11 protein-coding genes are annotated in these 14,406 nt (G+C 40.0%); 7 read left to right on the plus strand and 4 right to left on the minus strand.

Going from position 1 to position 14,406, the window contains the following annotated elements:
• The first annotated feature begins 326 nt into the window (after positions 1-326).
• Together DRW42_RS12005 and DRW42_RS12010 are read left to right on the plus strand one after the other, a co-directional pair.
• A complete protein-coding gene (locus DRW42_RS12005) occupies positions 327-980 on the plus strand; it encodes a TonB family protein (protein ID WP_113949064.1) in 654 nt (217 codons plus the stop codon).
• Complete coding sequence (locus tag DRW42_RS12010; RefSeq protein ID WP_113949065.1) at positions 981-1,373, plus strand: hypothetical protein; 393 nt, start codon at positions 981-983, stop codon at positions 1,371-1,373.
• Here the strand turns inward: DRW42_RS12010 and DRW42_RS12015 are convergent.
• The gene (locus DRW42_RS12015) at positions 1,370-2,233 is read right to left on the minus strand and encodes a diacylglycerol/lipid kinase family protein (RefSeq protein WP_113949066.1); all 864 of its coding nucleotides are present in this window, start codon (positions 2,231-2,233) and stop codon (positions 1,370-1,372) included. The genes DRW42_RS12010 and DRW42_RS12015 overlap by 4 nt on opposite strands.
• A 55-nt stretch (positions 2,234-2,288) precedes the next feature.
• Here DRW42_RS12015 and DRW42_RS12020 point away from each other — a divergent pair, with 55 nt between their 5' ends.
• Positions 2,289-3,266, plus strand: a complete 978-nt coding sequence (locus DRW42_RS12020; protein WP_244215256.1) for an App1 family protein — start codon at positions 2,289-2,291, stop codon at positions 3,264-3,266.
• Positions 3,267-3,885: 619 nt separating this feature from the next.
• Here the strand turns inward: DRW42_RS12020 and DRW42_RS12025 are convergent.
• Entirely contained in the window at positions 3,886-4,566 is a 681-nt protein-coding gene (locus tag DRW42_RS12025) for a hypothetical protein (protein ID WP_113949067.1), read from the minus strand.
• A gap of 18 nt (positions 4,567-4,584) precedes the next feature.
• On the opposite strand from DRW42_RS12025, the gene DRW42_RS12030 reads away from it, so the two are divergent.
• The 4 genes from DRW42_RS12030 to DRW42_RS12045 all read left to right on the plus strand — a co-directional run bounded on the left by DRW42_RS12030 (position 4,585) and on the right by DRW42_RS12045 (position 10,655).
• The gene (locus DRW42_RS12030) at positions 4,585-4,986 is read left to right on the plus strand and encodes a hypothetical protein (RefSeq protein ID WP_113949068.1); all 402 of its coding nucleotides are present in this window, start codon (positions 4,585-4,587) and stop codon (positions 4,984-4,986) included.
• Between the two features lie 376 nt (positions 4,987-5,362).
• Positions 5,363-8,566 carry a TonB-dependent receptor gene (locus DRW42_RS12035; protein ID WP_113949069.1) on the plus strand — a complete coding sequence of 1,068 codons (3,204 nt, stop codon included), beginning with the start codon at positions 5,363-5,365 and terminating at the stop codon, positions 8,564-8,566.
• 103 nt (positions 8,567-8,669) lie between these two features.
• Entirely contained in the window at positions 8,670-10,421 is a 1,752-nt protein-coding gene (locus DRW42_RS12040) for an ABC transporter ATP-binding protein (protein WP_113949191.1), read from the plus strand.
• Between the two features lie 18 nt (positions 10,422-10,439).
• A complete protein-coding gene (locus tag DRW42_RS12045) occupies positions 10,440-10,655 on the plus strand; it encodes a PLDc N-terminal domain-containing protein (protein WP_113949070.1) in 216 nt (71 codons plus the stop codon).
• A gap of 416 nt (positions 10,656-11,071) precedes the next feature.
• On the opposite strand, the gene DRW42_RS12050 is transcribed toward DRW42_RS12045, so the two are convergent.
• Both DRW42_RS12050 and DRW42_RS12055 read right to left on the minus strand, forming a co-directional pair.
• Positions 11,072-12,358 carry an MFS transporter gene (locus DRW42_RS12050; RefSeq protein ID WP_113949071.1) on the minus strand — a complete coding sequence of 429 codons (1,287 nt, stop codon included), beginning with the start codon at positions 12,356-12,358 and terminating at the stop codon, positions 11,072-11,074.
• A gap of 161 nt (positions 12,359-12,519) precedes the next feature.
• A complete protein-coding gene (locus DRW42_RS12055; RefSeq protein WP_113949192.1) occupies positions 12,520-14,391 on the minus strand; it encodes a RagB/SusD family nutrient uptake outer membrane protein in 1,872 nt (623 codons plus the stop codon).
• Positions 14,392-14,406 lie beyond the last annotated feature (15 nt).

A 14,406-nucleotide genomic window follows, 5' to 3' on the forward strand; every position in this document is an offset into this window, starting at 1 on the left:
CCTCCCTGGCAAATATGATGTTACAAATTTAACCACAAAGAACTCAGGGGGGAAGGTACTGAGGCCACAGAGAAGTTTGATTTTGGTCGTCATGCTGAATTTATTTCAGCATTTTTCCTGCTATAAAGACCCTGAAATAAATTCAGGGTGACGGTACTTTTTTACTCCGTCTATGGTAGCCAAATGCAACGAATTCGAGATGGTAAGAATTAAACCTCATTTTCTCTGTGAAAAACTCCGTGCCTCCGTGGCAGAAAAATCCTATTCCTTTGCTAAAAACTTTGCGTTCTCTGCGGTTAAATCTGAATAAACCGTAAATTAGTAAAATGAAAAACCTGCTCACCATCTGTTTGCTTTTCTGCTGCTCGCTGGCTATGGGTCAGGTTCAGTTTAAATCGGGTAAAAATGGTTTTACCAATTTCTTAGCGGAAAACACCATTTATCCGCAGTTTTCTAAAGATAACTGCGTTCAAGGTACCGTAAATGTAAGTTTCAAACTGAATAACCAGGGTAAAGTTTATTTTTCAAAAGTAAGCAAGGGCATATTGTCCGACCTGGATCAGGAAGCCTTGCGTTTGGTTCGCTTAAGCAGTGGTAAATGGCAGGTTCCGGCAGGTTACGATACCACTGTTTCTATCGTGGCTCCCGTTAATTTTGTGCTTTCGGGGTACAATTGCGAAGGAAAAACCAGCAGGGATATCCAGGATGCCATCCGCAGCTACCAGGCCGAAGAAGGTTTAACCAATTCGGTAATCAATTTTTATAAAAACATCGATCAGGCAAAACCCGGTCAGGAAGTACAGATTATCGGCATTAAAAACCAGTTGGGCATTGATGATGAATACCTGGATGACCGGATTAAAATGGGGCTCAAAAAAATAAAACAGGGCGATAAACAGGGCGCCTGCGAAGATTTTAATTTTGTTAAATATATGGGCAGTAAAAAGGCGGATGATTATTTAACAAAGTATTGCAAGTAAATGAAAAACACCACCCGATTTTTTGCCTTATTGGATATCATCAGCATCATTTTACTGGCCAAACAGTTTTGGCAGATCATCACACATTTAAACGAAATTCCTGATCAGGTACTTTCTCAGGCCAAAGTGATTTTGCTATTGCCTTTATTTGTATCGCTATTTATTTCGGCAACAGGTTTAATCCTGTTTAAAAAATTTGGGTTCATCACCTATTATATCCAATTTCCTTTCCGTTTGGTGGTATGGGTATTTTCGATTGGTTTTATCACTTACCTGCCCGAAATTTTAAGCCTGGGCGATCGCTGGTTTGATATCCTATTCCGCGTATGTTTCATAGCCGAATTTTTCAGACTGTATTTTACCATTAAAATCCACCGCGAAGCACTCCGTTAAATCTTTGGTAAAACTACCGTTATTGCTGCAGGTAAAATCGTTGCTTCAACGGTATTCACCCTGCCGATATACTCGCCGTCTACCTGGAAATGTGCTTTGTGCTTCGATGAAATTTTTACTTCTGCCGTTTGGAATACTTCTATCTTTTTAGGGTTAAAAGGCAATTTAGTTATCCAGATTTTTAAAATTTCGAGATAAGAATAATCTTTTACCAGCACCACTTCAAACAATTCATCGTCCAGTTTTCCATCGGGATTGATCTTTAATCCGGAGCCATACATTGTTGCATTGGCAATGGCCACCATCGCTGCTTTAGAAGTAATGGTTTCATCTTTAAGCTTCAGCTGTACTTCCATGCGGCGATGGTTCCACAGCGCGTGCCAGGTAGCCTTAGCATAGCCCCACATCCCGCGTTCGGGCAGGGTATCAAATTTCTTGACCAGATAGGCATTAAAACCTAAATCGGATAAGTGGATACAGATTTCATCGTTCAGTTTAACCACATGTATTTTTTGCAACCTGCCTTGATCTAAAAGTGCCAAAGCCTCTTCAATATCCGTGGGTATCCCCAGTTCTTTCGCCATTCCATTGGCCGAACCTGCAGGGATAATCCCAATCGGGGTTTCGGTTTTCAATAAACATTCGGCAACGAGCTTTAAGGTTCCATCGCCGCCAACAGCCACCACCCGATCTGCTTTTGAGCTCGTAATTTTAGCCTTTATTTTATCCAATGAACAATCTTTAGGCAGTTCGAAAAGATCGACTTTGGTATTTTTCGCCTCAAAATGCGCAGAAATTACTTCCTTTAGGTTTATATCGTGACTGCCAGAGCCCGGATTAATGATGAACAGTAATTTCATTTTGGTTACCTGATGTTTACTTCACAAACAACTTTTAATAAACTCTGTTTTAACAATGATGAATAAATCTGTTAGCGTAAAAGTATATCACGGTTATGGGCATACGCAGAACCTGGTTGTTTATGGTCATGTTTTTAAGCACAGGGCAAAAACAGAGCAGGTTTACAGCAACAATATTTTTGTTAATATTGCTCATTTGTTAAGGCTCTTTATCTTAAAACCTTATGCTTTTGTTGAAGTACGTTTACAGTTTTTCGGTCAAACGATTTATAACAAAACCGAAGGTGATGGCTTTTTTAAGTTTGAGTGGAAGGCCGAACACGATATCCCTGCAGGCTGGCACGATGTTAAGGTAGAAGCCGTTGATCAGCATGGAAATGTTTTAAATGCCGGGGCAGGTAAGATTTATGTGCCGCACATTACGCAATATGCTTTTATCTCTGATGTTGATGATACCGTGATGGTTTCGCATTCGGCCACCATCGGCAGACGGCTGCGCGAACTGTTTATTAAAAATCCGCATACGCGCAAAACCTTTCCCGATGCGGCAAGCCATTACCAGCAACTGGCTTTATCACATACAGAAGCACAACAACCCAATCCCTTTTTTTACGTCAGCAGCAGCGAATGGAACCTGTACGATTACCTGGTAGAAACTTTTAAATTCAACAAACTCCCCGATGGTGCTTTCCTGTTAAACACGATAAAACGGTGGAAAGACCTGATTAAAACAGGCAAAACCGGCCATGAAGGAAAATTATTAAGGGTGATGCGCATCCTGGATGCTTTCCCGAACCAGAAATTTATCTTTTTTGGAGATAATTCGCAGCAGGACCCTGAAATTTATACCTCTATCGTAGAAAAATATCCCAAAAATATCGAAGCGGTTTATATCCGGAATATCCGCCCTCAAAATACTGAAGAAACAAAGTTATTGCTCGCAAAAGTAGAGAATAAAGGAGTGAGCGCCTGTTTGTTTAATAACAGCGAGGAGGCGATTCAGCACTCTAAAGCAATCGGCTTAATTGGGTGACGAATGGTGTAAAAATATTCACTTTTAAATTATTCCTTTAAAAAACACTTCGGCACATAGCAACTGATTATTATTTCTGTTGTGCTCATTTTAAACAGATTCTTCACTGCGTTCAGAATGACAAAACCTTCCCCCCACTGCTGTCATCCTGAGGTACGAAGGATCTCCAACCGATAGAATACTTAAAACTATATCAAAGTAGCAAAGGTGTTGGGTGTAACTGCCGAAGGGATAAAACACTTTACAGAAGAAACTGTATTTAATAACATCAATAATTTCCATGATAGTTCAATTTAGAACAATTTCAATCCTGTTGAAAAAATAATAGAATTATACGAACGTTTACTGGCAAGTGAGCGCGAGAAAAATGAAATTTTGAAAGGGCAATAAGTTTGCTCAGGATAGATAGTTAAATCTACTAATATCGCAAGCTTCAATAAATAAAGTCGTCATTGCGAGAAGGCTTTTTCAGCCGACGAAGCAATCTTTCCTGCTACGATTATTGCGAGAAAGATTGCTTCGTCGTACCTCCTCGCAATGACGACTTTTTGCGGCTTACCAGTGCGCTAGAACTATTTCGTTACTAAATGCAACATTCATCCCGGTAGTTTATAATTGCTTATACCTCCGTTTCCCCGTCACCCTTCCTATGCCTTCCCCCGAGCCGGATTACAATCCTCGCATTTTCATAATCGGTTACAAACTTTTCATTGCTATCTTCCCAGATTTTGATCAAACGGTCGAGCTTAAAAAAAGAGGTTTTAAGTTCCATCAGCAAAGTGGGGATCGAGTTGTTAAAACCTTTGCGCTCGGCTATTACTATCCTTGGGTTATCTTTATGTTCCTTAAATTTAGCAATATGCTCATGGAAGAGTTCGAGGTCTTTTCCAGTGAATCCATAAGGTTTAAGGGCATCCTTTAATCCATCAATACGGCTGTAAATATGCTCTAGTGCGGGTATCAGCTGTTGGTCGGGTAATTTCTCCAATCTCGAGGCAGATGTTTTCAGCGCATCAAACAATATGGTATCGTCAACTTCGAGGGCATGGATTTGTCCTAACCCCGAATATTTAACCGCAGCGTTAATGGCTGCATTAGCTGCCTGATATTTGGTTGCCGTTGCACCTGTACTTTTTACGCCTGCACTGTTTATCGATAAATTGAGGCTTTTTACATCTTCGTCAATTTCGGCAACTATTTTATTAAATGCAGCCTGATCGGCCCAAATGGACTTATTTGCGTTTAATACCTGTAATGTTACATTAGCCATTGTTAGGTAATTCTCTTCTTTTTGCGTCATGTTTTTGTTTTTAGATAAATGTTAATAAAGGTTTTATTTTTTATTGATTACTATTTTCAGTCATACAGTATCGATTTCTACTCTGCCACCATCAATTTCCAGCCGTACAGTATCGATTTCTACCCTGCCACCATCAATTTCCAGCCATACAGTATCGATTTCTACCTTGCCACTATCAATTTCCGGTCGTACAGTATCGATTTCTCCCCTGCCACCATCAATTTCCAGCCATACAGTATCGATTTCTACCTTGCCACTATCAATTTCCGGTCGTACAGTATCGAATTCTACCTGCCAGCATCAATTTCCAGCCGTACAGTAACGATGTCCAGATGTACAGCAGTGGGTTGTATTACATGCAAGCAATTGATTGTTATGCAAGCATTAAAAAATATTAAAACAGCGTACTATCGGCCTTAATACCAAAGCGCTATCATTATTGGATGTTGGGCTGTTAGCCCTTTTTTGGGATGAATTTAGGCCATTAAGAGGCCTTGGAGGGAAATTATTGCCTCAAACCTTTAAACAGATCTGTTTGATTGGCAACCATATAACTAATTTAATCATTATTGATAAAAAACAAAAGCAATTAAAAAATTTCAGCTGCCGGTGATTTATTAGTAAGGATCAGCTAACATTAGCTTAACACAAAAGGCCAATATTAATTTATCGGTTGCTGTTTATTTTAACATCAGCATTAAAAAGTGGCGGGTATTAAACCAATTATTAACATTAAATCAGAATTGAGTTAACAGCACAGTAACATCTTTGTGATCATATAATCAGAAAACTAATCATGATGAAAAATTTACTAATGGCAGTGTTGCTACTGTTGTGCTGTACCTATAATGCAGCTCTGGCGCAAACTACACAGGCATCAATTTCGGGTATTATTACCGATCAGCAAAAGAAACCCATACCAGGTGTTTCAGTACAGATCCGGAACAACTCTACCGGTTTTACCACTAAAACCTCTACCAATGCACAGGGCGAGTATACTTTTAAAGAGCTGCCTTTAGGTGGGCCCTATTCGGTAAAAGCCCTTTATGTAGGCTTTGGAGAGCAAAGCAGAAATGGCTATATGTTAAACCTTGGCGATGTGGTTAGGGTAAACATTAACATGCAGGAAGCTTCGCAGGATTTAGATGCCGTACAGGTTGTGGCTTCAGGTTTAAGGAACAAAGTTCAGAATTTTGGTGCCTCAACCGAAATTTCGGCCAAAACCATGAACCAGTTACCGGTAAATGGCCGTAACTTCTCTAACTTAATGGATTTATCTCCGCTAAGTCGTGGTGGAGGTATCGCTGGTCAATTAGGCTCATCTACCAATTACACCATAGATGGTATGAATGCTAAAAACCCTACTTCGGCAGGTCCTACTACCAGCCGCAGCGGTGCACCATATTCCATCTCTATAGAGGCCGTACGCGAGTTTAAAGTAGTAACTAACCAGTACGATGTTACCTTGGGCAGAGCAGGTGGTGGTACGGTAACCGCTGTTACCAAATCAGGTACCAACACCATAAGTGGTAGTGCTTTTGGCTATGGTCGTGCCGACTGGTTATCTTCATCTTACGATATCAGAGGGATCAAACGTCAAAATGACTTCTCAACCTATCAATATGGTTTTACGTTAGGCGGTCCGATCATTAAAGACAAGCTACATTATTTTGTGGGTTTAGATCATCAGAAAGATTCACGCCCATTGATCATTGCCGACATTAATGGTCCGGCAGATGAGGCAAGATTTAGGATCACAAATAGTACCCTACAGGAATTTGTTGGTATCGCACGTAACAAGTACGGTGTGGCCAATACCCCTCAATATGGCTCATTTCCTAAAAAACGTGGTTCGGATGCAGCTTTTGCCCGTTTAGATTGGCAGATTGATGAGAAAAATCTATTAACCGTACGTGATAATTATACCAATGATAGAAATCCATTAGGTTTGGCCGATAATACTGCCATTAATTTTTACGAAAGTTATGGCACTGATAAAAACGTTGATAACAGTTTATTGGCAACTTTGCGTTCAACCATTAACAGTAAAGTAACTAACGAATTAAAAGTACAGCATTTATATACTTTCCAGGCAAGTACACAAAACGACCAGTTAACAGGTGCAATTCCAAGAGCAATTGTAGGAAATGTGCGTTCAACATTATCAGATGGTACGCTTGGAAATACAAGTATCCAAATTGGAGGTCATCGTTTCGGACAGGAAGGCTTTACCAACAATGTATTGCAATTGGTAGATAATTTTTACTATAATACAGATAAGATCAAATATACCTTTGGTGTTGATGTACAGTATACCAACGCAAAATCGCTTTATGGGAGTGAAGTAAACGGAAGGTTCGAATATACCAACTCTACAACAGCTACAGCACTTGAAAACTTTAACAATCTTATTGCGAACAGGTTTTATAGAGAGGTACCATTAGTTGCCGATCCAACTGTTAAGGCTGGTATCTGGAACACAGCAATATATGGTCAGATGCAAACAAAACTAGCCAGAGGATTAGAGTTTATCGGTGGCTTACGTATCGATTACAGCTCATATCCAAAATCGCCGCTTAACCAACAGTTATTTGATGCCATAGGTGTAAGAACCGATAATGAGCTGAAACAATTTTTGGTTCAGCCAAGAATCCAGTTTAACTGGGATGTTAATGAAAACAGAACAGATTTTGTTCGCTTTGGGGCAGGTATTTTTGGATCCGATATCAACAACTATATGACCATCAACAACCTAACTTTTGATGGAAAACATTTTGCTACAGTCGACGTTTTTGCTGGTGATGTACCAACCCCAAATTTTATTGGTTACAGAAATGGCACCGTACCAACCCCTACCTTACCTTCATTGCAGGTACCAACCATTAATACTTATGCTGCTGATGCTAAAGTACCAGTGGTTTATAAAGCAAACTTATCATACAGTAAATTAATTACCGATAAATTAAAAGTAGGTATTACTGGTTATGCAACTCTTGGCCGCAACAACTACATGTACATCGACAGGAATATGGTAGCGAATCCGTACTTTACTTTACCCAATGAAGGTAACAGAGGAGTATTTGTGCCAAGTATGCCTGATAATGGTTCGCCAGATTGGAAAACCGGTCGTTTAAGCAATAGTTTTGGCCGTGTACTGGAAATGAACAGTAAAGGTAAAGTAAACCAGTTCGCCGTTGTTTTGGATGCAACCTGGAACTACTTTAAAGATGGAGAAATTTCGGCAAGTTATACCTGGAACGATACAAAGGACAATACCTCATTTAATGGTAACGTAGCCAACTCGGCAACCTTATCGTTACCGGTTAAAGATGATCCTAGGGATTTGAGCCAAATGTCGTACTCAGATGGTCAATTCCGTAATAAAGTAGTTGTTTATGGTACATTACCAACCTTTTATGGTGTAACTATTGGCGTGCGTTATTCGGGCATTGGCGGTACACGCTATAGTTTACTTTCAGGAGTTAACAATAATGGCGATTTCGTAGCAACAAACGACCTTGCATTCGTTTTCGATAGAAACAACCCTAACGTTCCACAAAACGTAAGGAACGGCTTACAGGCTTTATTGGATAACCCAGATGCGAGTCAGAGCTTAAAAGATTATATCAATAAATATTCTGGACAGATTGCGCAAAGAAATGGTGGAATAAACGGATTTTATGGAATTGTTGATTTAAGAATAGCAAAAAAAATCAAGATATATAAAACGCATAATATCGAGGTTTCTGGAGATATTTTCAATTTAGGCAATTTGCTCAATAAAAAATGGGGTGTAAACGAAACCTTAGGTAATCAGGCATTATATGCATTAAATGGTACAGCAAGGATTCCTGCTACTCCAACTACCCCTGAAGTTCCTGCAGTTCCAAACTACAACTCAACAACCAAATCATTTAATTACCGTGTAAACAACTCTGGTATTGTTACGCCATCGGGTAATCCTTGGCAGATACAAATTGGTTTACGTTATGGTTTTTAACCAATAACTTAGCTATTTTCTTAGCTTAAAGTCATAAAAAAGGGGAATGGATTTTTATCCGTTCCCTTTTTTTATGTTTGCAGTCACAAACAACAAAACTTTCATGGGATTATTACTCAACTACCTGAAAAGCCACAAATGGATAGTGGCCTTAGCGTTATTGCTTGCAGGTTTAAATATTGGCTTTTCTTTAATGGATCCACTTATTACCGGAAAAATTTTAGACCGCTTCATCAATAAAAAAAGTTCATTAACCTATGCCGAATACCTTTGGGGTTCGCTGGGTTTAATCGGCCTTGCTATTGGTGCCGCAATGGTTTCGCGTATTGCCAAAAACTTTCAGGATTATTTTACCAGCGTGATTGTGCAAAAGGTTGGTGCAAAAATGTATGCCGATGGTTTGCAGCATTCGCTTAAATTGCCTTATCAGGTTTTCGAAGATCAGCGCAGTGGCGAAACTTTGGGCATTCTGCAAAAAGTACGTTTAGATTCGGAAAAGTTTATTACTGCATTTAGCGGGATCCTTTTTGTGAGTTTGATCGGAATGGTATTCGTAATTGTTTATTCGTTTACGGTGAGTTATAAAGTTACTTTGGTTTATTTCTCAGCAATCCCGATCATCAGTTTTGTAAGCTGGTTTTTAAGCCGGAAAATCAAAACCATCCAACGTTCTATTGTTGGCGAAACTACTGCTCTGGCAGGTTCAACCACCGAATCGTTAAGAAATATCGAACTGGTTAAAAGTTTGGGGCTGGCCGATCAGGAAATTGAAAGGTTGAACAAAACCACTTACAAAATACTTGGCCTGGAACTTAAAAAAGTAAAATACGTTCGTAGTATGAGCTTTGTTCAGGGTACTACGGTAAACCTGGTGCGCAGTACCATGGTGCTGGTTTTATTGCTGCTTATTTTCGACAATACCATCTCTGCCGGACAATATTTAACGTTTTTATTTTATTCGTTCTTCCTTTTCGGACCGCTACAAGAATTGGGAAATGTGATTCTGGCCTGGCGTGAGGCAGAGGTTTCGTTAGGTAACTTTAAAAAGATTTTAAGTACACCTATCGATAAAAAACCGGAGAACCCTACGCATATCGATAAAATTAAAGACCTTACTTTTAGCAGCGTTGGTTTTAAACACTTAACAGCCAACAGAAATGCTTTAGAAAACATTTCTTTCAAAACCCAAAACGGACAAACGATTGCTTTTGTGGGTCCTTCTGGTTCGGGGAAAACCACTTTGGTTAAACTATTGGTTGGTTTATATCAGCCAAAAGAGGGTGAAATTTTGTATAATGGCATTCCGAGCAACAACATCGATCTTGATGCCTTGCGTGAGAAAATCGGTTTTGTAACGCAGGATACACAGTTATTCTCGGGTACCATCCGCGAAAACCTGTTATTCGTTAACCCTAATGCCAGCGACGAAGAATGTTATAAAGTTTTAAACCAGGCGGCCTGCCAAACTTTACTGGCCCGCGCTGATAAGGGTTTGGATTCGTTAATCGGCGAAGGTGGCGTAAAGGTTTCGGGTGGTGAAAAACAACGTTTATCAATTGCAAGGGCATTGCTGCGTCAGCCTGATATCCTGGTATTTGATGAGGCTACTTCTTCGCTCGATTCGATTACAGAAGAAGAAATTACCAAAACCATTCGTTCGGTTTCAGATTTAACCGATCACATCACCATTCTGATTGCCCACCGATTATCAACCATTAAACATGCGGATAAAATTTATGTACTGGAGAAAGGAAATATTATCGAACATGGCAAACATGAAGAATTAATTGCACAAAATGGTTTATATCAGGCCATGTGGCGCCAACAAATCGGCGAAAGAGTTGTTGAAGCTTAAAAGACAATTTAAATTACCATGTTATTAGCACAAGTAGAAAGCAATCAGATCGCTATTATTATCATTGTTGCAGCCATACTTTGGCTGGCATTAATACTAACTGCTTTGTATCATATATCGAGGAATAACTCCATGGGCTCTGCCGTAAAGATACTTTGGTTTATCATTATACTTCTTGCGCCCTTTTTAGGTTCGATTATTTACCTGGTGTGGGGAAAGAATAAAAAGTTTTAAGATAAAGGGCTTAACGCGATCGTCACCCTGAATTTAGTTCAGGGTCTTTATAACATAACATCAAGGTTCGTGATGACACGAACCTTTTATTTTTTGCTACAGATGCACACGGATAAACGCGGATTTTTATAAGGATGTTCTATTATTGCCGTCATCCGACGCCAAGGTTCGTGTCACCACGAACCTTTGTTTTCCAATCTCGTTTGCTAACTGTATATCATTCCTTTTTTTGCCACAGATGCACAGATAAACACGGATTCTAGTTGTTTATTCTTTCATTTTCGTCATCTCGACCGGAACGCGACCTGTACCGATTTTACATCGGTAGTGAAGCGGAGAGATCTGCCTCGAGATGGATTTCTCGACTTCGTTGCGCCCGATTGCTCGGTATCGCTCGAAATGAGAACCACGGTAAATTAAACAACCTTTGTAGTCTGCTCATTAATATCCTGCAGGCTTAATTTAGTAAGCGATTTCGTTTTTAACCAGGTAATCCCGGCAATAGCGATCGTCATACTTCCGCCAAAAACCACAGCCGGTACTAAAGTTAGCAACCTTGCAGAAAGTCCGGATTCGAACTCCCCTATTTCGTTTGATGAACCGATAAACATACTATTTACGGCCGAAACCCTTCCGCGCATATCGTCAGGCGTAAGCAGTTGCATAATGGTTTGGCGGATGATTACGCTCACGCTATCGAAAGATCCCTCCAGGAATAAGAAAAACAGCGTTAAATAGAAGTTTTTAGATAATCCATAACAGATAATGCTCAAGCCAAAACCGGTTACTGCAATAAGCAGGTTACGCCAGGGTTTGCCCATGGGCGAAAAACGGGTCATGGCCAACATGGTAACTACTGCACCCAAAGAAGCTGCTCCACGCATCATCCCCAGGCCATAAGAACCCAGATGGAAAACATCTTTGGCAAACATCGGCAACAAGGCCACTGCCCCACCAAAAAACACAGAGAATAAATCCAGACTCATGGCCCAAACCATCATTTTGGTTTTAAATACAAACTGGATTCCCTCTTTTAAACTATGGAATATATTTTCTTTCGGAATGTATGTGGATGGATGTTTTTTCAGCGTAAAAATGCAGATCAATGAGATTGATACCAGCACCACGATAAAAGTGTAGGCCGCAGTGATACCCCACAACCAGTTTACAAAACCACCTGCCACCGGACCGATAATAGTGGCCAATTGCCAGCTGCTGCTGTTCCAGGTACTCGAATTCGGATAAAGTTCTTTAGGCACAATCTTCGCCATGAGCGAGAATGTTGCCGGTCCGAAAAACCCACGTGCAATACCGATACAAAACACCAGCCCGTACATAATCAGTACAATCAGGTCTTCTTTAAGGTGAAGATATTTACTGGTAATGATGAGCATTAAAACTGAAGCCAGCCAAACGCCTGAAAAAATCTTGATCAGTAAACTTCGTTTCTCACTTTTATCAGCTATATAACCGCCGTACAAGGCAATCCCGATGGCAGGAATGGCTTCGCATAAACCCACCAAACCGAGCTTTAATGGATCGTGTGTTAAATCGTAAATATGATAGCCAATAACAACAGCCTGCATTTGATAGGCCAGTGTAAAAAAGAACCGCATACCCAAAAACGATCTGAATTCTTTGTAACGCAGGGCTGCGAAGGGGTCTTGTTTTACAATAACGGAGTTGGGGTCTGAATCTGCCACAGAAAAAAGTTTATCTGCAAAACTAAGGTTTGAGAAATAAGATCGTGTTATGTTTTGAAATTAATTACCACTATTTAACATTTTGGTTATACTTCTGAAAAAGTGCTGTAATAAAAAACCCGATGGATCGTTTGATCCATCGGGTTATCAAGCATGGTTATTTAATAACCAGGATTTTGTTCTAACAAGTTGTTCTTATTTACTTCATCGCGGCTAAATGGCCTGAAATAAAGTTTATTGTCCCAACTTCTGTTCTCCTGTGCATTCTCCTCAACAGGAGTATAAGTATAATCATAAACCGTTGGGTCGTAATGGTAAGGGGCCGACATGGTTTTGCCTGCTTTAAACTTACCGGTTACCTTAATGTAGGTAACTTTTCTTCCCAATGTTTCGCCTGCAATTAACCACCTGCGTGTATCGTGATAACGTTGTTCTTCGTAAGCCATTTCTATACGGCGTTCGTGACGATAAATATCCCTTAGGGTGGCCTGATCGGTTGCTGTAACAGCCGGCATACCTGCCCTGAAACGGATTTTGTTTAACCAGTTTGTTGCATTGGTTAATTCACCTAATTCAATGCTGGCTTCAATATAATTAAATACGGCTTCGGTATATCTGAAGAAAGGCCATGGCACATTTTGCGACATAGAAGCATCAACAATCGTTGGATCCGGATCGATAAACTTATGATAATAGTAACCCGTCCAGCTACCGTTCCAGTTCTCTATCGAACTTCCACGGGTATCCAAACCTTTAAAATCAATTCTTGAACCATTATCTATTAAATCATATATACCGGTTTGGATCTGACTGGCCGGATCAACATTACCCGATGCTTTATCGCGTGGTTTCCAACCAGCGCCATCATATAAAACAGTAGCGTAAAAGCGTGGATCCCGATTTTGGTAAGGGCTAGCTTTTTGAAGAGGGTTAGTCCAGCTAAATTTAGTACCATCCTGCATCTCATAATCATCAACCAATAAACCGATAGGTGTATTACCTGCCCAGTTATGGTAACCATTCGGCCCGTTTTGCTGTGCGTGTTTAATATTACTTTGGATAATGAAATAGCGTGCAAAAAGAAGTTCGGAAGCCGCAGCAGCATCTATACCAGGAGCTTTACTTGCGCCGCCCATGGCAATGCTCTTATAGTTTAATGTTCCTGCCGCAGTAGAAACCGGAGCAGTTAAATCCAATTTATAACCAGTACCAAGATCCATAACCGCTTTAGCGGCCGTTTGGGCCAATTTGTAACGGTCTGCCTGGTTACCGCTGGCGTAGCTTAAAAAGTCCAGTTTTTGAGCGGCAATGCCTGTAATTTTTGATGTAAGTTTTGCCCTGTCGTGTAAATCACTGGCTGCATAAATCAACACCCTCGATTTTAAAGCTAAAGCGGCGAGCGCAGTAGAACGTCCTTTATCAAGTGTTTTGCCAGTAAGCAACCTATTGGCTTCGTCGCAATCTTTTATGATAAAATTTACACATTCTTCATAGGAATTACGTTTTACACTATAATTATCATCAAGCACATAAACTTTAGTGATAATAGGTATTGCACCATAATAGCGTAATAACTGCTGGTAGAAATAAGCCCTTAAAAAGTAAGCTTCTCCCAATAGTTGATCTTTTAAAGATTGACTAAGAACATTGTCTCCACTGGTCATTTTTTCAATGGTAATATTGCATGCCCTGATACGGTTATACATCTGTTTGTATCCCCAGGTGTCATCTATCCAACCTAAAGTAGAAGGATTAATGGTTCCATTATTGATTAAATCGATACCTCTGGTAGGGTGAGTAAACATCGCTTCATCCGAAACAGAAGCAAGCATCTGTTCAGAAAAGCCACCGTTGCTTAATCCATTATAAATATCGTTTACAAAGGCCTGTGCTAATGCGGGATCTTTCCATACCTGATCAGCGGGTACCTTATCAGGAGGAGTTACGTCCATAAAATCTTTCTTACAGGAAACTGCAAGAAAGGCTATCAGAACTAAGATATAATACTTTATATTTTTATTTATTGCTTTCATAATCTTGATTGTAAC

It is taken from the genome of Pedobacter miscanthi, assembly GCF_003315595.1.
Taxonomy (GTDB): domain Bacteria; phylum Bacteroidota; class Bacteroidia; order Sphingobacteriales; family Sphingobacteriaceae; genus Pedobacter; species Pedobacter miscanthi.